The 19,940-nt window shown below is 64.3% G+C and carries 19 protein-coding genes; 15 read left to right on the top strand and 4 right to left on the bottom strand.

Annotation, left to right across the window (positions count from 1 at the left end):
- Nucleotides 1-345: 345 nt before the first annotated feature.
- Nucleotides 346-1,386, bottom strand: coding sequence for a radical SAM protein (locus tag HBNXHr_RS01835; RefSeq protein ID WP_275882933.1), 1,041 nt, complete (start codon nt 1,384-1,386; stop codon nt 346-348).
- Between the two features lie 223 nt (nt 1,387-1,609).
- On the opposite strand from HBNXHr_RS01835, the gene HBNXHr_RS01830 reads away from it, so the two are divergent.
- Both HBNXHr_RS01830 and HBNXHr_RS01825 read left to right on the top strand, forming a co-directional pair.
- A complete protein-coding gene (locus HBNXHr_RS01830) occupies nt 1,610-1,765 on the top strand; it encodes a rubrerythrin-like domain-containing protein (RefSeq protein ID WP_275738976.1) in 156 nt (51 codons plus the stop codon).
- Nucleotides 1,766-1,906: 141 nt separating this feature from the next.
- Nucleotides 1,907-3,598, top strand: a complete 1,692-nt coding sequence (locus HBNXHr_RS01825; RefSeq protein ID WP_275882932.1) for a VWA domain-containing protein — start codon at nt 1,907-1,909, stop codon at nt 3,596-3,598.
- 48 nt (nt 3,599-3,646) lie between these two features.
- On the opposite strand, the gene HBNXHr_RS01820 is transcribed toward HBNXHr_RS01825, so the two are convergent.
- Nucleotides 3,647-4,678: a methyltransferase domain-containing protein gene (locus tag HBNXHr_RS01820; protein ID WP_275883692.1), complete on the bottom strand. Its 1,032-nt coding sequence runs from the start codon at nt 4,676-4,678 to the stop codon at nt 3,647-3,649.
- A 212-nt stretch (nt 4,679-4,890) separates the two neighbouring features.
- On the opposite strand from HBNXHr_RS01820, the gene HBNXHr_RS01815 reads away from it, so the two are divergent.
- The 10 genes from HBNXHr_RS01815 (at nt 4,891) to HBNXHr_RS01770 (ending at nt 14,553) form a co-directional block, all read left to right on the top strand.
- A complete protein-coding gene (locus tag HBNXHr_RS01815; protein ID WP_015789000.1) occupies nt 4,891-5,451 on the top strand; it encodes a TATA-box-binding protein in 561 nt (186 codons plus the stop codon).
- Between the two features lie 34 nt (nt 5,452-5,485).
- Nucleotides 5,486-5,938 carry a hypothetical protein gene (locus tag HBNXHr_RS01810; RefSeq protein WP_275882931.1) on the top strand — a complete coding sequence of 151 codons (453 nt, stop codon included), beginning with the start codon at nt 5,486-5,488 and terminating at the stop codon, nt 5,936-5,938.
- Between the two features lie 168 nt (nt 5,939-6,106).
- The gene (locus tag HBNXHr_RS01805; protein ID WP_275882930.1) at nt 6,107-7,018 is read left to right on the top strand and encodes an FAD-dependent oxidoreductase; all 912 of its coding nucleotides are present in this window, start codon (nt 6,107-6,109) and stop codon (nt 7,016-7,018) included.
- Between the two features lie 99 nt (nt 7,019-7,117).
- Complete coding sequence (locus tag HBNXHr_RS01800; protein WP_275882929.1) at nt 7,118-8,074, top strand: succinylglutamate desuccinylase/aspartoacylase family protein; 957 nt, start codon at nt 7,118-7,120, stop codon at nt 8,072-8,074.
- A gap of 83 nt (nt 8,075-8,157) precedes the next feature.
- Complete coding sequence (locus tag HBNXHr_RS01795) at nt 8,158-9,660, top strand: PQQ-binding-like beta-propeller repeat protein (RefSeq protein WP_275882928.1); 1,503 nt, start codon at nt 8,158-8,160, stop codon at nt 9,658-9,660.
- A 102-nt stretch (nt 9,661-9,762) separates the two neighbouring features.
- Entirely contained in the window at nt 9,763-10,068 is a 306-nt protein-coding gene (locus HBNXHr_RS01790) for a putative quinol monooxygenase (RefSeq protein ID WP_275882927.1), read from the top strand.
- 74 nt (nt 10,069-10,142) lie between these two features.
- The gene (locus HBNXHr_RS01785; RefSeq protein WP_275882926.1) at nt 10,143-10,697 is read left to right on the top strand and encodes a hypothetical protein; all 555 of its coding nucleotides are present in this window, start codon (nt 10,143-10,145) and stop codon (nt 10,695-10,697) included.
- A 103-nt stretch (nt 10,698-10,800) separates the two neighbouring features.
- Entirely contained in the window at nt 10,801-11,901 is a 1,101-nt protein-coding gene (locus HBNXHr_RS01780) for a DoxX family protein (protein ID WP_275882925.1), read from the top strand.
- A 93-nt stretch (nt 11,902-11,994) separates the two neighbouring features.
- Complete coding sequence (locus tag HBNXHr_RS01775; RefSeq protein ID WP_275882924.1) at nt 11,995-13,056, top strand: threonine synthase; 1,062 nt, start codon at nt 11,995-11,997, stop codon at nt 13,054-13,056.
- 87 nt (nt 13,057-13,143) lie between these two features.
- Nucleotides 13,144-14,553 (top strand): signal recognition particle protein Srp54, encoded by a 1,410-nt coding sequence (locus tag HBNXHr_RS01770; protein ID WP_275882923.1) that lies wholly within the window; start codon nt 13,144-13,146, stop codon nt 14,551-14,553.
- Nucleotides 14,554-14,631: 78 nt separating this feature from the next.
- Here the strand turns inward: HBNXHr_RS01770 and HBNXHr_RS01765 are convergent, their stop codons facing one another.
- Nucleotides 14,632-14,952, bottom strand: coding sequence for a hypothetical protein (locus HBNXHr_RS01765; RefSeq protein ID WP_275882922.1), 321 nt, complete (start codon nt 14,950-14,952; stop codon nt 14,632-14,634).
- Between the two features lie 432 nt (nt 14,953-15,384).
- Here HBNXHr_RS01765 and HBNXHr_RS01760 point away from each other — a divergent pair, with 432 nt between their 5' ends.
- Together HBNXHr_RS01760 and HBNXHr_RS01755 are read left to right on the top strand one after the other, a co-directional pair.
- Entirely contained in the window at nt 15,385-17,319 is a 1,935-nt protein-coding gene (locus tag HBNXHr_RS01760) for an ABC transporter ATP-binding protein (RefSeq protein ID WP_275882921.1), read from the top strand.
- 30 nt (nt 17,320-17,349) lie between these two features.
- Complete coding sequence (locus HBNXHr_RS01755; RefSeq protein ID WP_275882920.1) at nt 17,350-17,529, top strand: hypothetical protein; 180 nt, start codon at nt 17,350-17,352, stop codon at nt 17,527-17,529.
- A gap of 14 nt (nt 17,530-17,543) precedes the next feature.
- On the opposite strand, the gene pheA is transcribed toward HBNXHr_RS01755, so the two are convergent.
- Nucleotides 17,544-18,350: a prephenate dehydratase gene (gene pheA / locus HBNXHr_RS01750; RefSeq protein ID WP_275882919.1), complete on the bottom strand. Its 807-nt coding sequence runs from the start codon at nt 18,348-18,350 to the stop codon at nt 17,544-17,546.
- 115 nt (nt 18,351-18,465) lie between these two features.
- On the opposite strand from pheA, the gene HBNXHr_RS01745 reads away from it, so the two are divergent.
- Complete coding sequence (locus HBNXHr_RS01745; RefSeq protein WP_275882918.1) at nt 18,466-19,920, top strand: protein kinase; 1,455 nt, start codon at nt 18,466-18,468, stop codon at nt 19,918-19,920.
- Nucleotides 19,921-19,940 lie beyond the last annotated feature (20 nt).

Raw genomic sequence — 19,940 nt, 5'->3', positions numbered from 1 at the left:
TCGATCGATCCGTCAGGAAGCGGCGTCCGCTCGACCACTGTCCCAGTCCCACCTTTTCCTCCTCGGGTAGCCGCGCTTCGCTCGGCTACCGCGTGGCGGTGGAACCGCCACGGCTCCCGGTTGCGGGCCGACGGCCCGCAACCCGCTCGTCGCAAAAGCTGGGCCAAAACTACCACGGATCTCACGCCGTTCGATCCGGGCGAACCGCCTCACTTCGCTCGGCGGAGACTTCCGGAAGTGGGGTCCGCTCGACCACCGTCCCAGTCCCACCTTTTCCTCCTCGGGTAGCCGCGCTTCGCTTGGCTACCCCTCGTCGCAAAAGCTGGGCCAAAACTACCACGGATCTCACGCCGTTCGATCCGAGCGAACCGCCTCACTTCGCTCGGCGGAGACTTCCGGAAGCGGCGTCCGCTCGACCACCGTCCCGTCGACCGTCGGATACTGCTCGACGATCTCGCCCTCCGCGATATCGCCCTCCTCGATCATCTCCTCTAAGAGCCACCACGCCATCTCGACGTGCTCGGATTTCTCGACGTAGTACTCCGCGGGGACGCCGAGTTCGTCGAGGCGATCGGCCTCGACCCAGGCCTTGCCGTAAACCAGGGTACCGTCGTCGGTGGTTTCGTCGAAGGGACGACGGACGTTCTTGGCCATCCGCTTGAGCCGATTACGATGTTGGGCGGCGTCTTTGAACACCGACGTACAGAAGTAGACTTTCGGGTGTTTGGCCATCGAGTCGAGCACGTCGTGGCTCCCCTCGACGGCGCTCATGTGGTCCTCCTTCAGGTCGAAGCCCTGCTGTTGCATCCGGCGGTAGTTGCCCTGGCTCATCTCGAACTCGTTGACGTTGACGAATTCGGCGGCCCCCTCTTCGACGAAGGTGACGAACTCGTCCTCCGGACGGATACCGGGAATCTCGAAGGCCGGCGTGAGCCCTTCCTCGCGGGCGATATAGAGAATATCCTCCCACTCGGTGCCGTGGAGGTCACCCCACATGTCCAGGGGCGGGTGGAACCGAATCTCGTCCAGACCGGCCTCGGCGAGGCGGCGCATGTTCTCGCGCCCCCCGGTGATGCCGGTATACAGATGGATGTGGTGGTCCTCGCCGAACTCGTCTTTGAGCAGGGAGATATACCGGCAGGTGCGGTCCATGACCTCCTGGGGTTCGCCGCCGGTCAGCGACGAGCCCAGCGCGTCCATGCGCTTTGCTTCCTCGATGAGGTCCTGATCGTCCTCGACTTTCCGCTCGTTGGCGTAGACATCGGTGACGTTCTTGCGGTTCTCGCCGAGCGGACAGTAAAAGCAGTCGCGCTGGTCGCAGTAGCCGTAGACAAAGATCACCATCTTCCCGCCCTTGGCACACTGCTCGCAGCCCTCTGAAATCATTGCGTGAAACCGTATACCCGACTCACGACTAAAAGCCGTGCGGCTTGTGCAAGCCCGGCCGGTTACTCCTGTTGTGTCCAACGCAAACCGCCTGCGTCGCCCGATCGCCGGGACTAACTGGGAGTGAGTATCGTGGGGTGACCCACACGAAACACCATGTGTATATATGCCATCATATTCCTCGTACGATTAATACTTAAGAATAGCGGCCGGACATGTTACGATGCCACACAATCAGGACGTCGAGGACGACACCGCGGACGTGACCTCGCAGTTCGAGTGCATGGGGTGTGGGACGATCGTCGAGGCCGAGACCCACCCCGGCGAGTGTGCAGACTGTGGCGGCGAATTCCAGAACCGGGCGAAGTCCCTCGAATAGGGACGGTCGAGTGAGCGACCCGGTCGGGTGGGGGAATGGCCCGCCCATCGAGTCACCGGCATGCTCGTCGCTACGGCCGATAATCAAACAGCCGCTTGACCGTTCAGCGTATTAATATAAACGGCGACAGTAACGACGGACATGGCTCACAGCAGGCGACAGTACCTCCGGCTGTGTGCGGCCAGTACCGGTGGATTGCTTGCCGGCTGTGCCGGACTGCTGGGTGACGAGGATCGGGAATCCGACGCGGTCGACGACTGGCAGTACGACCCGGCCGAGCGGACCGACGGCCTGAACGCGAGTAGCGGGGCCGGTGTCCAATTGAGTGCCAACGCGGAAAGTGCCGATCTCGGGCTTGCCGCCGGCGGCGCGAGCAACGTCGCGGACTTCCGGCGCAACGTCGAGGAGGGGTACCTGCCACTCCCCGACAGCCTTCCGGTCGAGGGACTGTTCTACAACTACTACTTCGACACTGGCGGGACAGGTGAGTGCTCGTCGCTGTTCTGTCCCTCATACGCGACGGCGATCACGGAAGACCCGCTGGGCGAGTCCACAGACCGCTATTTCACGGTCGGACTCAACTCGACGCTGGATACGTCGACCTTCGAACGCAAGCGGCTCGACGTCGTGATCGTCCTCGACATCTCCGGGTCGATGGGGTCGCAGTTCGACCAGTACTACTACGATCGCTTCGGGAACAGACACACCGTCGAGGAGGGAGACAGCCGGACGAAGATGGCCGTCGCCAAGGACGCCCTGGTGGCGCTGACCGAGCAGCTCGACCCCGACGATCGGGTGGGAGTCGTCCTGTTCAACAACGAGGCGACCGTCGCCAAGCCACTCCGGGAGGTCGAGACGACAGACATGGACGCGATCCGTGGGCACATCCGTGAGGACATCCAGGCCGGCGGCGGGACGAACATCGCCGACGGCATGGCCGAGGCCGCCGACATGCTCGGCGAGTACGCCGACGCCGACCCCACGGAAGCCGAGACCAGACAGATCGTCGTCACCGACGCGATGCCGAACACCGGCCAGACCGACGACCAGGCGCTACAGGATCGTCTCGCGGGCTACGCCGAAGACGGGATTCATACCAGCTTCGTCGGCGTCGGCGTCGACTTCAACCCCGAACTCGTCGACGAGATCACCGCCGTCCGCGGCGCGAACTACCGATCGGTCCACTCCGCCGAGAAATTCGAGACATATCTCGGCGAGGAGTTCGAGTACATGGTGACGCCGCTCGTGTACGATCTCTCGGTGGAACTCGACGCTGCGGACGCCGAGATCGCGACCGTGTACGGCTCGACGGCTGCCGAAGACGCGACCGACGAGCTGCTTTCAGTGAACACGCTGTTCCCGTCCCCGAAATCGGACGGTGAAACCCGCGGCGGCGTGGTCCTGGTCAAACTCGACGGGGAAGCCAGCGGAGACATGACGCTGCGGGCGTCCTGGAAGGATCGATCGGGGTCGGCGGACGAGACGACGCGGACCATCGAATTCCCGGAAGAGTCGCCGGAACATTTCGCAAACACGGGAATCCGGAAAGCGGTCCTGCTGGCCCGGTATGCCGATCTCCTGCGAAACTGGATGGTCCACGAACGCGATCCTGACCGAGTCACGGTCACGGCTGACAGCGAAATCGGGGTCCCACCGGAAGACCTGCCGCTCGGTGAGTGGGAACAGCAGTCCCAGCCGCTGGCGGTCTCTTCGCCCTACGAGTCCCGGATCGAACGGTTCCGGGGGTACTTTGAGGGGGAAGCTGATTCGATCGGTGACGACGATCTCATCCAGGAACTCGACATGATGAGGAAGATACTCCAGGCGGCATGATTGGGGAAACGGGGAAGCACTCTCGGCGGCAGCCAGGGCTTGACGGACTTACCCGCGGTCGAGTACGTGAACGAATCGATCGAGCGAGCGGTGGACGCGGCGCTGAAACTGGGCCGAGACGGTCCAGCCAGCCTCGCGAGCTACCGCAGCCCAAGGGCGATCCCCGACGACGACGGCCCGGGGCGCGATCCGACGGGCTTGCCCGAGTGCATCTTCGAGTAGCACAGCCAGCGAGTCCGCCGACACCTTGGTCTGTCGCCCGTACGGCGCATCGACGACGACGGCATCGAACGTATCAGCCTCGAACGGAAGCCGCCTGGCGTCGCCCCGGCAGACAAGGAACTCGTCAGCCCCCGCAGCCACGAGATTCTCGCGCGTCCCCTGAACCATCTTCTCCAGGGCATCGACGCCGACGACCGCCGAGCCGACCCGCGTCGCTTCCAGCAGGAGGCCGCCAGTCCCGCACATCGGATCGAGCACGCGCGCGCCGGGCCGTGCGCCGGCAACGTTGACCAGTGCTCGGGCGAGGGCCGGGTCCATGCTCCCCGGCTGGAAGAACGGGCGATCGGTCGGCGCGCGATCGGTGAAGTCCCGCTCCGGTTCGACCGCGAGCCAGCCGAGCGCGCAGAGTCCGTCCTCGCCAGCGTCAGGCGCGATTTCGATACCGTCGCCATCCCACTCAGTTGTCGAGGGCGGGCCGGCGAACACCGCCCGGAGTTCGTAGTCGGGATCGTCGAGATCGACCGCGAACCCGCGCTCGACAAGTATCGAACCGAGCGCGCGCTCGACGGCCTGCGTGCTCACGCCCGTCGCGCCGCGGACGTCCCGCGCTCGCACCGCGACCGACCCCGAGCGGTCGATGCTGGCCGCTTCGAGCAGCGCGCGAGCGCTGTCGAGGTTCGGCGCAGCCGTCCCGAGCAGGTCACTCACCCGATGGGTCAACGCCAGTTGTGACACCCGATCAGTGATCCCGCGGGCAGTCGCGACACCCCCGCCGCGGACGGTGACCCGACTGGCAGCGCTGTCGGCTTCGTAGGCGGCAAAGGCGTCGTCGGTACCGGCGAGTTCCAGCAGGTACACGCGTCTCAGCAACAGGGCTCGATGCTTGGTTCTGGCGATCGGGGCTGAAGACGGTTCGATCGTGGTGGACGCGGTCGAAATGGCTGCCTATCGTTCTCACCTGAAATCCCGTCTATTTGCCCGTCAAAACGACCGTACCCCGAATATAGGGGTGCTTATAAACGTTAAATACCAACCTTTATAAGCCTTAAATACGATTTATAGTTCGAGTCATGGTTGACCCCAAGGAAACAATCAACATCGAAAACGTCGTCGCCTCAACCGGTATCGGTCAGGAGCTCGATCTCCAGAGCGTGGCGATGGACCTCGAAGGGGCCGATTACGACCCCGAGCAGTTCCCCGGCCTCGTCTATCGGACCCAGGAACCCAAGTCGGCGGCGCTGATCTTCCGATCAGGCAAGATCGTCTGTACCGGCGCAAAGAGTACCGACGACGTCCACGAGAGTCTCCGGATCGTGTTCGGGAAGCTCCGTGACCTGGAGATTCAGGTCGACGAGGACCCCGAGATCGTCGTCCAGAACATCGTCACCTCGGCCGATCTGGGCCGGAATCTCAACCTGAACGCGATCGCGATCGGGCTGGGACTGGAGAACATCGAGTACGAACCCGAGCAGTTCCCCGGTCTCGTCTACCGGCTGGACGACCCCGACGTCGTCGCACTCCTCTTTGGCTCCGGAAAGCTCGTCATCACCGGCGGCAAGGAACCCGACGACGCCAAGAAGGCCGTCGACAAGATCGTCTCCCGGCTCGAAGAACTCGGCCTGCTGGAATAACAACGCAGAAACGACTGCGACTCGAATCGCGAGTATGTGGACGCTCTCCCCGTCTTTCTCTCTCGCTGCGATCGACGCGCCAGCGGTGTCTCTCGCACCGATCCCGTTGCAGGGCGGGCCATTCAGTAGCACCCTCGTCCTGTTGGTCGCAACCTTCGTCGGGGCGTGGGTGTTCTACGCCGTGACACTCCACCTCGCAGCGACGTTCTTTATCGGCGAGGTCCGCTCCCAGCGGGCCGCCTACGCCGGCGCGGTCCCGGCGGTCGTCTCGCTGCTGCTCCAGCGCTACGGCGTGGCGAGCGTCGGCTTCGTCTCCCCCGAGTTGGGTGTCGGGATCGTCGTCGTCGCGACCGTTCTCGCCGACGCCGTCGCGATCTCGACGGTCTATGACCTGCCCCGACCCGCGACGGCCGCGCTGACGCTGCTGCACGTCGCCTTCGCCACGGTGCTCGGGATCGCGCTGGCGAATCTCTTCGGGATGGTCTAAGCGCGGATCGGCACCATTTGATCACAAGTCCCGCAATATTGTGCTCGAACTGTTGACTGCTACCAAGCGATAATGGCCCGCAAAACATGACTATTCATGCAGAATACGGCGTATAGTTCGCCCGAAGCGAGTCGTTTATACGCGACGGTATTGTACTATCAATACACAATGGCAGACGTAGCGATCATCGGTGGCGGTCCGGCTGGATTGGCCGCAGCCGTCTACACGGCACGCGCAGATCAGGAAACGCTTGTCTTCGACAAGGGCGGTGGCACGACCAGGGATGTCGACTGGATGGAGAACGTCTACGGGTTCCCGGAGGGCGCGAGCGGCCCCGAACTCGTCGACGTGGGCCGCGAGCAGGCGACGAAGTTCGGCGCGAAAATTGTCGAGGAAGAGGTCGTCCAGGTCGGCGAGGACGGCGACGGCTACCGCATCGAGACCGAGGTCGACGAGTACGAGGTGAAGGGCGTCATCCTCGCGACCGGCGCGTCCTACGAGACGCCGGCGATCCCCCACGTCGACGACTACGAGGGCGGCGGCGTCTCCTACTGTGTCGAGTGTGACGCCTTCTTCTATCGCGACAAGCCAGTCGCGGTCGTCGGTGCGGGCAACTACGCCGCAAAGGAGGCGATGATGCTGCTGGATTACACCGACGACGTGCGCGTGCTCACCAACGGCAACGCTATCGACATGGACGACGCGCTGCTCGACCAGCTCGAGGGCGAGGGCATTCCGGTCATCGAGGAACCGGTCGATCACATCGTCGGCGACGAGGTCGTCGAGGGTGTCGAACTCGACGCGGGCGAGCAACTCGACGTCGAAGGCGTCTTCATCGCGCTCGGCGCGGCGGGCGGGACCGACATCGCCGACATGCTGGGCATTCCGCGTGACGGTTCGTACCTCGACGTCGACGAGGACCAGTACACGGGCGTCGACCGCGTCTACGCTGCCGGCGACCTGACTGGCGGGCAACGCCAGGTCAACGTCTCGGTCGGCGAGGGGACGACGGCGGCGATCAACCTGCTGGAGGACTTCCGCGGCGGCGAGTACATCGACTACAAGAAGATCGAAGCCTGAGACGGTCGATCGTGGCCTGATTCTGCGAGCGGTCTCCAAAGCGTGCATCCCACGCCGGAGACAGCACACTAAAGGCCGTTCCCCTTCGCAGTTCCCCCAATGACGAATCTGGGCACGGCGAGCGCCGATCCCGGCGAGGTCGCCACCGGGCGACTGTACGTCGGCGAGACACGGGACGGGAGTGACGTCGGGTTGCCGGTGGCGGTCGTCAACGGAACAGAAGATGGGAAGACACTGTATCTGCAGGCCGCCAGCGACGGCGACGAACTCAACGGCGTCGGCGTGATCCAGCGGCTGGTCCCGCGACTCGATCCGACGGAGATCAGCGGGACGATCCTGATCGTCGGGATCGTCAACTACCACGCCTTCCAGGTGGCCGAGCACCGCAACCCGATCGACGACACGAAGATGAACCGGGCCTACCCCGGCGAGGAAACGGGGACGACCAGCGAGCGCATCGCCGCAGCGACGTTCGAGGCGGCGATGCGGGCCGACCTCGTGATCGACCTCCACCAGGGTTCGACCAGCCGGATGATCGATGAAACACGGGTCCGATGTGGCACCCGCCACCGGTTGCACGACGAGTGTCTCGAACTCGCGAAGGCCTTCGACTGCGGGACCGTCCTCGACAAGAAAGGCCCGGACGGCCAACTCGCGCGGGCCGCCCCCGACGAGGGCGTGCCGACGATCGATCCGGAACTCGGCGGGGCGGTCGGGTTCGACGAGGAGTCGATCAAGATCGGCGTTACAGGCGTCCGGAACGTGCTCAGACACTACGACTTTCTCGACGGAGAGGCCCCGATGGACCCCCAGACCAGAGCGAGTTCCTTCGACCAGTACGGCGCGCCGGCGGGCGGACTCCTCGATTTCGAGCCCGATCTGGGCGAGCGGGTCGATCGCGGCGAGACGCTGTTCACCGTCACCGACGTCTTCGGGACGGTCAAAGAGCGGGTGACCGCCGACTCGACGGGCATCTTCTGGCGGACGCGCCGACTCCCACAAGTGGCGACCGGCGAGTACGTCTGTTCTGTCGGTACCGACATCGACTCGTACTGACGCGCTGGTTCGGTCCCGAATTGTGACCGGATAGTGTAGCTAGAGTGAGAACTATTATATGGCGTACTGTCAAATCTATCAACATGAACAGACGGCAGTTCGGCCTGGCGAGTATCGGGGCACTAACAACGTCCCTAGCCGGCTGTGGACAGCTCGACGCCGTGCTGGGGGGCAATACTAGCGACGGGGGCGAGAACTGGGGTGCCTATAGGGGAGACGTGGCTCGGACAGGCCGGATCGCTGCTGAGGAGGGGCCCGGCGAGTCGCTGTCGGTCGCCTGGCAGTTGCGGTACGAGGACATCGCCGAAGAAGTCGAAGACATCGACCTCTCGAATGGGCTCGTCATGGGAACGCATTCGACGTGGCCACTGCTCGCCGATGACCTGCTTATCTGGGGGGTGCAGTTCCAGAGCAGGAACAATGAGAGACCAGGCGAGACGTATATGACACACCGTCGTTTGGTCGCAACAGACACGTCCGGAGCGATCAAGTGGTCCCGAGAATTGCCTGTGTTAGCGAACGGTAACGCAGTGCCGTATTTTGGCCACCGGATCGACGACGGGCAGATCTACCAGCCAACTGTCCCAGCGGACTATCGACGTGACGCCACCGACGCCGAAGGTGAAACCGCGCCACGCGATTCATTGGGCGTCACCGTCCTCGATCCGGAAACCGGTGAGACCGAGCGCGAACTCGATCTCGGACTGTCGTCTGCAGGGAATATGATCGTTGACGACGGCAGGATCTTCGTCGAGATATCCGTGGACGACACCGATGAGCGTGGACTATACGCGTTCGACGCCGAATCCGGTGCCGAGAAGTGGGCCGTCGACACGATGGTTGAAACAACGGCACCGTTTGGTTCGCTCGCCGGAGACACCATCATCTATGCCAGGGAGACGGAAGAAGATGAGCCAACCGACCTTCTCGCCCGAAATATCGACGACGGGGACCTCGCGTGGGACACGCCGCTCGATATTTCAGGACCCCATCTCGAACCCGTGAGCGATCCCCTCGGGTTCACGCTACCGACGATCGCTGAGGACATCTATACTGCCGGCTCCCGGCAGGGGAGCGGTGGGTGGATGTCTCCGCTCGTCGCCCTCGACACTGAGGATGGGGCGGAACGATCCCGATACAGACCACCGGGGATCGAGGGTGAAAACCACCCGTATCTTGAATTATCCGACGTAACCGAGCAAAACGTCGACGAACTTCCCCCGGCCTCCGGTGTCTATGGCATGCCCCTCCCGATGGACGATCTCGTTGTCGCGACGGGCTATGGCGCGTTCGGGGGAAACGACGACCCCGAGACCTTCCATTGTTTTGCTATCGAAGACGGTTCGCTTGCCTGGTCGGTCGAGATCGGCGAGACGATCGGAATTCCCGTCGCTGCCGGGGACGTTATTTATGATACCTCGACACCGGGCGTGAAAGCGATTTCGACCGAGGGGGATGTTCTCGATTCGGTCAACTACGCGGAACACAACGTATCGATATCCTGGTCGGCAACCCCCAACCCACCAGCAATCGGCAACGGACTGCTGTACGTCCCAGTCGGCGATGGGATCATTGCGATCGAATAGCGTCGGCGGCCCGGACGCCCGCATCCGTCCGCAGTGGCGACCGGCTTCCCCCGCTTCGACAGGACTTACATCGCCAGGGGTCGAACCACGCGAGGAAGCCACATGATCGTACTTCACGCGTCGTTCCCGATCAAGCCCGAGAAACGAGAGCAAGCCATCGAACTCACCGACGACCTCGTCGAGGGGTCGAACCAGGAGGACGGCACCATCGAGTACCGAGCCACGGTCGACCTTCAACATGAGAACGTGATCCGGTTCATCGAGCGCTACGAGGACGCCGAAGCGCTGGAGGCCCACACCCAGACGGAGCACTACCAGGCCTTCGGCGAACACCTCCCGGACCTGCTCGACGGCGAGCCCGAAGTGCTGCGCTTCGACGTCGAGTCGATGGAAGCACTCGACGTATAGGGCGACAATCACGAGATTTATTTTCCCCGGATTAGTGCCACGACACGGTGAGTGATGTGGGTGGGGGAACACCAATGGCCTTCGGCGATCCGCTTGAACCGCTCAGCACCGTCTCCGGGGGTGAACCGTTCCAGATCCTCGGGGCCGGAACCATCATCGCGGTGTGTCTGGTGCCGCTTCTGCTCGCGTTCGCCCCGAAGTGGACGGCGGACGCAACCCGGACTGCCAGAACAAGTACACTACTCTCGTTCGGTGTCGGAATCGTCGGCGCAGTCGGCTACGCGATTCCCTTGCTGACCCTGGTAGCATTTGGTGTGTACAGTCAGTTCCGGGCGCTGAGTTGGCTGGTCACGTTCACCATCCAGGCGTGTTTCGTCCTCGTGAGCGACGCGGTCGCGATCCTGGCACTCGGCAAGACGATCAGTCACCGATCGGGGCGTCTCACGACCTGGCTCGGTGTCCTCGTGGGTGCGACCACTCTCGTCGGTCTGTCGGCCGTGCCAATACTGGGGCCGACCGTGGTCGGCGTCGTCGCTATCGTCGGCTTCGGTGCGAGCCTCAGACGAACGTTCGGGAGCGGCGTCACCACGGAATCAAACCGGCCGATCCCACCACGGCGGCGACTGTGACGGCGACAGCTGTCGAGACGGATCGACGATCGAAACGTGACCCCGTGCCGACACGAAATTCCGGGAGGCCAAGGATATTACTCCTCTCGGCCCTAGGTTTCCTATGCCAACAGCTTCGGATCGGACACTCCTTACACTCCTGCTCGCTGGAGTCTCATCAGTCGGTTTTGCTGGCCAAGCAAGTGCCCATGTCAAGTACGTCACCGACGAGGATAGTACCGGGAGCGCGGCCGAGCTCTTCGCCGCCGTGTTCAGTGACCCAGCAAGCGTCGCCTTGCTGGCCGGTGGCGCACTGGGTGCGGGGCTGCTCCTCGCCGGTTACTTCCGGTTTTCGCGACTGGTGCCGGATATCGCCGTCGCCAGCCGGACGTTGCAGTCCTACCGGCCGTACCTGCCCTGGATGCTCCGGCTGACGGTCGGTCTGCCCCTCGTGGGGGCCGGCTTCGCCGGCTACCTCTTCACGCCGAGTCTGCCGGTCGAGGCACGCCTCCTCCAGGTCGCGATCGGGTTTTTGCTCCTGTTCGGGCTGGCGACGCGACTGGTCGCCGCCGCGGGGCTGGTCATCTATCTCGGCTTGCTCGCCACTGACAGTACACTCCTGCTGGCCAGCGAGTACATCGCGGGCTTTCTGGCCATCATGATCGTCGGTGCCGGCCAGCCCAGCGCGGACATGCTGCTTCGGCGGCTGGTCGTCACCGAGGGGACGCTCGCCAGCCGCGCCCGCGGACTGCCCACGCCCGCGGAGATGATCGCCAAAGTGGGGATCGACGAGTTACCGGTTGCCCCCCTGTTGCGGCTGTTCGTCGGGGTGAACTTCATGTTTCTCGGTATCACACAGAAGTGGCTCAACCCGGCGGGTGGCATCGCAGTGGTCGAGAAGTACAACCTGACCGCGGTCGTACCGGTGTCCCCGGAGCTGTGGGTGTTCGGTGCTGGATTGGTCGAGGCCGCGGTCGGCGTTGCGTTCATCCTGGGACTGTTCACCAGAGGGACCGCCGCCGTCGGGTTCCTGATGCTAACGACGACGCTGTTCGGGCTGCCCGACGACCCCGTGCTGGCTCACATCACGCTGTTCGGGCTGCTCTCGGCACTGCTGGTCGTCGGAAGCGGCCGGTACTCGCTCGACGCGTCGCTCGTCCCCGCAGTCCGGCGTCGGCTCGACCCGGGCTGGGAACGCCGAACCGACCACGCTGCGGCCGACTGAGCACCGAGGGCCTGAGGCGACTGCATCCCGAGCGACACTGGGCGAGAGAATTACGAGCGACAGATCCGTGATCCCGGGCCCGAAAGAGCACACATGGAGCGCGTCTGTACTGACTGCGGACGGACGTACCCACTCGAGGGCCCCTGGCGATGTGCATGCGGGAGTCCGCTCGACCTGCGGGGGCTCCCCGATCTGCCCGCACAGCCGCCCGAGCTCGACCGGGACGCCGGACTCTGGGGCTGCGAAGGCTTCCTGCCCGTCGACGCCCGGGTGACACTCGGCGAAGGGTGGACACCGCTGCTCAACGGAAAGGAGGACGGCGTCCAGTACAAACGCGAACACCTGTTTCCAACGGGGAGCTTCAAGGATCGCGGTGCCGCGGTCGTCGTCTCCCACGCCCTCGATCGGGGGGCCGACCGGGTGATCGAAGATTCCTCGGGAAACGCGGGGCTGGCGATCGCGACCTACGCCGCCCGTGCCGGCATTGACGCCGAGATCTTCGTGCCAAGCGACGCCAAACCGGGGAAACTTCGGGCGATCGAACGGACGGGAGCCGCCCTGCGGCAGGTCGAGGGCGACCGAGCGGACGTGACCCAGGCCTGCATTGATGCTGTCGAGGCAGGGGACGGCTACTACGCCAGCCACGCCTGGGAGCCCCTGTTTCTGGTCGGGACGGCGACGTTCGCGCTCGAAGTCGCGGCCCAGCGCGGCTGGGAAGCCCCCGACGCCGTGGTGACGCCACTGGGTCACGGGACGCTGTTTCTGGGCGCGTCTCGCGGGTTCGATCGCCTGCAGCGTGCCGGCTGGATCGACGACGTGCCGCGACTCTTCGGCGTCCAGGCCAGCGGCGTCGCACCGATCGCCGCGGCCCGCGGGAACGATCGCGACGCCGGCCGGAACGACTTCGCCGACGGCATCCAGATCGCCGAGCCGGTCCGACGGGGCGGGATCCTCGACGCGATCGAAGCGAGTGGCGGCGACGCAATCGCCGTCACGGCCGCCGAGACCGAGCAGGCCCACGATCGACTTGCCCGGTGTGGACTCGCAGTCGAGCCGACCAGCGCGACGGCGGTCGCCGGGCTGGAGCGGCTCCGCGAGCAGGGGGCAATTGGCGAAGATGACGACGTCGTCGTCCCACTCACCGGCGACAATTGAGCCCGGGCGGCGTCCGCGAAATCAAAGGGCAGCCCGAGCACGGCCGACAAAAAGGCTTTACCGCCGTCATCGCCTACCGAGGGACAAATGGTACTCGACGATCTGGGATCGTCCCTGCGGGGGGCACTCGACGGCCTCCGGGGGAAGTCCCGCATCAGCGAGGAGGACGTCCAGGCGGTCGTCAAGGAGATCCAGCGATCGCTGCTCCAGGCCGACGTCGACGTCGACCTGGTGATGGACCTCTCCGACAGCATCGAGACCCGCGCCTTAGAGGAGGAGCCGCCGGCCGGTACCTCCGCGCGGGACTGGGTACTGCGCATCGTCTATGAGGAACTCGTCGACCTGGTCGGCGAATCGACCGAACTTCCCCTGGAGCCACAGACGATCGTGCTGGCGGGCCTCCAGGGATCAGGGAAGACCACCTCCGCGGCGAAGATCGCCTGGTGGTTCTCGAAAAAGGGGCTCCGGCCGGCGGTCATCCAGACCGACACCTGGCGGCCCGGGGCCTACGAACAGGCCGAGGAGATGGCCGAGCGAGCGGAAGTCGACTTCTACGGCGATCCCGACGAGGACGACGCCGTCAAGATCGCCCGCGATGGACTCGAAGCGACCGACGACGCGGACGTCCAGATCGTCGACACCGCTGGTCGACACGCGCTGGAGGACGGGCTCATCGACGAACTCGAAGACATCGAGTCGGTCGCCGACCCGGACCACAACCTGCTGGTGCTCGACGCCGCGATCGGCCAGGAAGCCAAAGAACAGGCCAGCCGCTTCGAGGACGCGGTCGGCATCGACGGCGTCGTGATCACCAAACTCGACGGGACGGCCAAGGGTGGCGGTGCCCTCGTCGCCGTCAACGAGACCGACTCGACCATTGCCTTCCTGGGCACCGGCGAGACGGTCAAGGACGTCGAGCGCTTCGAGCCCTCCGGGTTCATCTCCCGGCTGCTCGGGATGGGCGACCTTCAGCAACTCACGGAACGCGTCGAACGCGCGATGGAGGAAACCCAGGCCGAAGAGGGTGACTGGGGGCCGGAGGACATGCTCGATGGCGAGTTCACCCTCAAGGACATGCGCAAGCAGATGGAGGCGATGAACAAGATGGGGCCGCTGGATCAGGTCATGGACATGATCCCCGGCCTCGGCGGCGGGATGATGGATCAGTTGCCCGACGACGCCATGGACGTCACCCAGGAGCGCATGCGTGACTTCGAGGTTATCATGGACTCGATGACCGAGGCCGAACTCGAGAACCCCCGTCAGATCGGCCGGAGTCGAACCGAACGCATCGCGCGAGGTTCGGGCAAACCCAAGGACCGCATCCGGGAACTCTTAGAGCAGCACAAGATGATGGACCGCACCCTCAATCAGTTCCAGGGCATGGGCGACGCCGACATGGAGCGCATGATGAAGCAGATGGAGGGCGGCGACATGGGGGACATGGGCGATATGGGCGGCATGGGTGGCATGGGCGGCGGGCCCTTCGGGGACTGATCGAGAACAGGCGGAAAGCAGCTATTGTGAACAGTAACCCCGTGATGTGCCGGAGATCGAACGTTCAACGGGGCCCCCTTATAGATACACGTCGTACGCTTTGATCGCAGTAGTCATTGCTACGGCAGCGACGACTCCAGCGACTAATGTCTCTTCGTAGAGCGCGATGAGCATACCGAGAATAAGTGCCATCGTGATTGGAAATTCAACCACTACAGGACGATCCTCCACGAAGTCGAAAATGAAGTATACCACGATGCCAGTGCCAATACCGACGACGAATACGCCCCAGTTCAGGTAGAAACCATGTGTATACCAAGAGACTACTGCTGCTATTACCGATACAAAGAACGCTACAACGTCTTCCCAGCCGTCAGCACGCAGCGAATCCATAGTCATATATTTGCCGACGGTGAAATTTTTCTGTCCTTGTCACTTAGGAATACTGGATCCTTGAAGCAGGAGATTCCCGTTTACGCGTGAGATTGGAGAAACCAAGGACTACATCCGGGAACTCTTAGAGCAGCACAAGATGATGGATCGGACCCCCAATCAGTTCCAGGGCATGGGCGATGCAGATATGGAACGCATGATGAGTAGATGGAGGGCGGCGACATGTGGACATGGGCGGGATGGGTGGCATGGGCGGCGGCGGCAACCCGTTCTAATTGTCCGGTTCCAGGAACCGATATCGTCGAGTGGTTTTGCGTGTGTACAGTGCTGAACCCGGTGCCAGAGAGGTGGGTCTCGACAACACGGAACAAATCTAAGATGTGATTTATCACCATCTTTCCGATGGTCTTTTCTCCCGGCGACTCCTGGGACAGTCGAATGAGCATCGACCTCGACGACGACGAAGTATTCGAGGACGTCCGCGACCGCGCGGATCGCCCGATGCGCCGACTGTTTGCCGAATACGGGCGGGAGTATTCGTTCCCGTTCACGATCGGGTTCGTCAGCAGCGTCGCCGCCCGAATCCTCGACCTGCTTCCGCCCCTCCTGCTTACGCTCGCCATCGACGCCATCTTCGACGACCAGCAGTACAGCCTCTGGTTGGTCCCCCAGTCGCTGATTCCCGAAACCCAGAGCGCACAGCTCTGGCTCACCGTCGGTATCATCGCCGCCGCGTTCCTGATCGGGGCCGGCTTCCACTGGACGCGCAACTGGGGGTGGAACACCTTCGCCCAGAACATCCAGCACAACGTCCGGACGGACACCTACGACAAGATGCAGCGGCTCAACATGGACTTCTTCGCCGACAAGCAGACAGGCGAACTCATGTCGATCCTCTCGAACGACGTCAACCGGCTCGAACGCTTCCTCAACGAGGGGATGAACGCGTTCTTCCGGCTGTCGATCATGGTGCTCGGCATCGCCGGCATCCTCTTCTACTGGAACTGGCAGCTCGCGCTGGTGACGCTCGGCGTCGTCCCCCTGATCGGCTTTTTCACCTACAAGTTCGTCGAGACTATCCAACCCAAGTACGCCGACGTCCGGTCGTCCGTGGGCCAGCTCAACTCACGCCTAGAGAACAACCTCGGGGGCATCCAGGTCATCAAGGCCGCCAACACCGAGACCTTCGAATCCGATCGGGTGGACGATGTCTCCGAAGACTACTTCGACGCCAACTGGGACGCCATCGGCACCCGGATCAAGTTCTTCCCCGGCCTCCGGCTGCTGTCGGGCGTCGGGTTCGTCGTCACCTTCCTCGTCGGGGGCCTGTGGGTGTTCACCTCCCAGACCACCGGAACCGGGCCGTGGTTCTTCACGGGCAAGTTCTCGGTGGGGGAGTTCGTCGGCTTCATCCTGCTGTCCCAGCGGTTCATCTGGCCGATGGCGCAGTTCGGACAGATCATCAACATGTACCAGCGCGCCCACGCCTCCAGCGAGCGCATCTTCGGGCTGATGGACACGCCCAGTCGGATCGTCGAGGACCCCGACGCCGAACCCCTCGACGTCACCGACGGCCACGTCGAATTCGACGATGTCACCTTCGGCTACGACGACGAGGAGACCATCGTCGAGGACATCTCCTTCGAGGTCGAGGGCGGCGATACCGTCGCCTTAGTCGGTCCGACCGGCGCGGGCAAGTCCACCGTGATGAAGCTCCTCCTCCGGATGTACGACGTCGACGAGGGGGCAATCGAAATCGACGGGACGGACCTCCGCGAGGCGACGATCCCGAGTCTCCGACAGGCCCTGGGATACGTCAGCCAGGAGACGTTCCTGTTCTACGGGACCGTCCGGGAGAACATCGAGTACGGCACGTTCGACGCCGAGAAGGACGAAGTCGTCGAGGCGGCCAAGATGGCCGAAGCCCACCGCTTCATCCAGAACCTTCCCGACGGCTACGACACGAAAGTCGGCGAGCGCGGCGTGAAACTGTCGGGTGGCCAGCGCCAGCGGATCGCCCTCGCGCGAGCGATCCTCAAGGATCCCGAGATCCTCGTCCTGGACGAGGCGACCTCCGACGTCGACACGGAGACGGAGATGTTGATCCAGCGCTCGCTGGATAAACTGACCGAAGACCGGACGACCTTCGCCATCGCTCACCGCCTCTCGACGATCAAGGACGCCGAGAAAATCGTCGTGATCGAGGACGGGCGGATCGTCGAGCGCGGGACCCACGAGGAACTACTCGCCGAAGACGGCCTCTATGCAAAACTCTGGGCCGTCCAGGCCGGTGAAATCGACGAACTCCCCCAGGAGTTCATCGAGCGGGCCGCCGAACGCCGCGCCCAGACGGAATCGGAAGCCGACGACTGAACTGGCTGGAGGCCCGAGACGGAGGCCAGGATGACCGACCGCGCCATCGACCATCTCCGACAGCTCGATCACTGGACGTTCCTGCTGGCGCTTGGTCTGGCGGCGATCGACGCCGTCCGGACCCGACGCCCCCTTCCTACAGTCGTGACCGGACTCCTCACGGTCGCGCTGGTCTATGACGCCTATGAGTTCGTGACCGACGATGGCTGAAACAATCGTGATGACTACTCGACGACGTGGCGGGTATCGTAGGAGCCGAGGCGCTTGACCCAGCCCTCCCTCGCCAGTTCCTCGACGACGTCCAGAGCGTCCTGGAGGCGCTGCTCGTAGAGGCCGGCCTCGACGTCGATGTGGAAGACGTAATCACCGAGTCGCTCGCCGCTGGGTCGGGACTCCAGCCGCGAGAGGTTGACGTCCCGGTCGGCGAAGGGCTCGAGGAGTTCGAGCAGGAGGCCGGGATAGTCGACGTTCGGGTAGACGATCAGCGACGTGTTCCCGCCCTCGACCGATCGCTCCTCGGGCCCGGCGATCGCGAAGAAACGCGTCGCGTTCGAGGACCGGTCCTGGATGTCCTCGGCGAGGACCGAGAGGTCCGCCCCCGCGTTGTCGGGATGGGCGATGGCGGCGATCGTGGAGTCTTCCCGGGCACGTTCGACGCCGCGGGCCGTGCTCGCGACGGCCTCTAACTCGGCGTCGGGATAGTGATCTTCGAGGTAGCTCCGACACTGAGCCAGCGCCTGAGCGTGGCTCGCGACGAGGTCGAACTCGTCGCTCTGGGCGAGCAAGCCGTGGCGGATCGGCGTGATGATCTCCGCGACGACCGCCACGTCGGAATCCGCCAGCGCGTCCAGCGATTCGGTGACGCTGCCCTCGATGCTGTTCTCGATCGGGATGACCCCGCGGTCGTACTCGCCGTCGGCGACCGCCTCGACGATCGCCGTGACGGACTCGGTGAACTCGACGGCGTCGGAAAGCGCCGACGCGGCCCGGTGGGAATAGGTGCCCGACGGGCCGAGCGTGATCGTTCGCATACAGGTCGCTTCGGCATAGCGGCCCAAAAACACCCCGGTCACACGGCGGAAGCCGAAGGGTGTGTGACGACTGTCTGACTGAGGTTCTTGTGGTTGAGGTGGATAGCATGCCCCAATGGGAACCGAAACGGGCGACGGGGACGACGCCACTCGTCGCGCGGCCGAGCCCGACGCCGAGGACGTACTCTCGTTAGTCCTCCCGTCGGTGCTCGACGGGCTGGCCGCCGAGGCTCGCCGGGCGCGCGTCAGTGCCGCCTGGACGGCCTGCCGGCTGGCCGACGAGCGCCCACAGCTCGGTGCCGAACTCGCCGCCCGTCTCGTTCGATCCGCCGGAGAAGCTCACCGGGAGGCCCTGGTTCGAACGCTCGCGACGCTCCACGAACGCCACCCCGAGCAGGTCGGCAACGCCCTCCGGGCGTTCGACGGGACCGTCGTCCGGGCCGTCCGGAAGGCCGGCAGCTGGGATTTCGACGCGGAACTCCGGGCCGACGGCGGCGCGACGACGGCCTCCGGGAGCCAACACGTCGTCGAAACGTCTCAACCGGGCGTCTCAGTCTACGAGCGATCGCTGCCCGACGAACCGGTCGAGCCCGAGCCGCCGGATCAAATCGTCGATGACGAGGTCGAATCGGAACCTGAGCCCGAACCGACGCCGGACACCGACGGGAGCGTCCCCGATGAACCGGGGACGCCGGAGCACGTCGAGGAGCGCCGCCGCCGCATCCAGGCCGCCGAGAACTCCGAGGCCTTCGCCGCCGTCCAGCTAGTGAGTGCCTTCGACGAGATCAGCGTGATCGACCCGCCCGAACGCGGGCGGTACGGCCACATCTTGCCTTCCCGGGCTCGCATGGACCAGGCCGAGTACGGCGTCGATCTCCTGTTTTTCGACGAACCCGGCGAAGGCGCTCGGGAGTTCGGGTCGGCCGTCCACGAACGCCTCCACCAGTGGTACTGCGCCGACGAGGCGACGGGGATCGTCGCCGTCGCGGACTACGGCGACCACCCCCGGCCGTGGGTCGCGACGCCACGGGCCGAGCACACGCTTGCCGATCGCAGACCCGCGGATCTCGACGTCGCCCTGCGGGACGCCCGGGACCTCGCCGCCGGCCTCGCGGCCGTCAACGAGCGCGGGCTGGTCCACGGCGGGATCGACCCACACGACGTGGTCTACCCCTCGATCGGCTTCGAGGAGAATCCCTCACCCAGCCTCGCCAACCTCGGCGTGATGACGGTCTTCCGGCGGCATTTCCAGCCCGCCGAGTACGTCGACCCCCGCTACGCCGCCCCGGAGTACTTCGACGATCGCTACGGCTCGGTCGACCACGCGACCGACGTCTATCACTTCGGGGCTGTGCTGTTCCGGCTCCTCACCGGCGAGGATCCGTACCGCGGCGACTACGACGACGTCCGGGCCGCCATCCTCGACGACGAGACGCCGGTCCCCAGCGACGTCCGCCCGGACGTTCCAGAGCCCGTCGACGAGATCGTCGCCAAGGCGATGGCTCCCCGGAAGCTCACTCGCTTCGAGACGGCAGCCCAGCTGCACCGCCAGCTCGACCAACTCGTTTGAGTCGGAAGTATTACAGCGGA

Origin of the sequence: Halorhabdus sp. BNX81 (assembly GCF_029229925.1) — an archaeon.
Taxonomy (GTDB): domain Archaea; phylum Halobacteriota; class Halobacteria; order Halobacteriales; family Haloarculaceae; genus Halorhabdus.
The sequence above is the reverse complement of the archived record's forward strand: the minus strand, read 5'-3'. Positions and strand labels throughout refer to the sequence as shown.

Excerpts from the sequence above, each read along its gene's own strand:
- HBNXHr_RS01835 (WP_275882933.1), bottom strand. The coding sequence starts at position 1,386 with ATGATTTCAGAGGGCTGCGAGCAGTGTGCCAAGGGCGGGAAGATGGTG.
- HBNXHr_RS01830 (WP_275738976.1), top strand. The coding sequence starts at position 1,610 with ATGCCACACAATCAGGACGTCGAGGACGACACCGCGGACGTGACCTCG.
- HBNXHr_RS01825 (WP_275882932.1), top strand. The coding sequence starts at position 1,907 with ATGGCTCACAGCAGGCGACAGTACCTCCGGCTGTGTGCGGCCAGTACC.
- HBNXHr_RS01815 (WP_015789000.1), top strand. The coding sequence starts at position 4,891 with ATGGTTGACCCCAAGGAAACAATCAACATCGAAAACGTCGTCGCCTCA.
- HBNXHr_RS01810 (WP_275882931.1), top strand. The coding sequence starts at position 5,486 with ATGTGGACGCTCTCCCCGTCTTTCTCTCTCGCTGCGATCGACGCGCCA.
- HBNXHr_RS01805 (WP_275882930.1), top strand. The coding sequence starts at position 6,107 with ATGGCAGACGTAGCGATCATCGGTGGCGGTCCGGCTGGATTGGCCGCA.
- HBNXHr_RS01800 (WP_275882929.1), top strand. The coding sequence starts at position 7,118 with ATGACGAATCTGGGCACGGCGAGCGCCGATCCCGGCGAGGTCGCCACC.
- HBNXHr_RS01795 (WP_275882928.1), top strand. The coding sequence starts at position 8,158 with ATGAACAGACGGCAGTTCGGCCTGGCGAGTATCGGGGCACTAACAACG.
- HBNXHr_RS01790 (WP_275882927.1), top strand. The coding sequence starts at position 9,763 with ATGATCGTACTTCACGCGTCGTTCCCGATCAAGCCCGAGAAACGAGAG.
- HBNXHr_RS01785 (WP_275882926.1), top strand. The coding sequence starts at position 10,143 with ATGGCCTTCGGCGATCCGCTTGAACCGCTCAGCACCGTCTCCGGGGGT.
- HBNXHr_RS01780 (WP_275882925.1), top strand. The coding sequence starts at position 10,801 with ATGCCAACAGCTTCGGATCGGACACTCCTTACACTCCTGCTCGCTGGA.
- HBNXHr_RS01775 (WP_275882924.1), top strand. The coding sequence starts at position 11,995 with ATGGAGCGCGTCTGTACTGACTGCGGACGGACGTACCCACTCGAGGGC.
- HBNXHr_RS01770 (WP_275882923.1), top strand. The coding sequence starts at position 13,144 with ATGGTACTCGACGATCTGGGATCGTCCCTGCGGGGGGCACTCGACGGC.
- HBNXHr_RS01765 (WP_275882922.1), bottom strand. The coding sequence starts at position 14,952 with ATGACTATGGATTCGCTGCGTGCTGACGGCTGGGAAGACGTTGTAGCG.
- HBNXHr_RS01760 (WP_275882921.1), top strand. The coding sequence starts at position 15,385 with ATGAGCATCGACCTCGACGACGACGAAGTATTCGAGGACGTCCGCGAC.
- HBNXHr_RS01755 (WP_275882920.1), top strand. The coding sequence starts at position 17,350 with ATGACCGACCGCGCCATCGACCATCTCCGACAGCTCGATCACTGGACG.
- pheA (WP_275882919.1), bottom strand. The coding sequence starts at position 18,350 with ATGCGAACGATCACGCTCGGCCCGTCGGGCACCTATTCCCACCGGGCC.
- HBNXHr_RS01745 (WP_275882918.1), top strand. The coding sequence starts at position 18,466 with ATGGGAACCGAAACGGGCGACGGGGACGACGCCACTCGTCGCGCGGCC.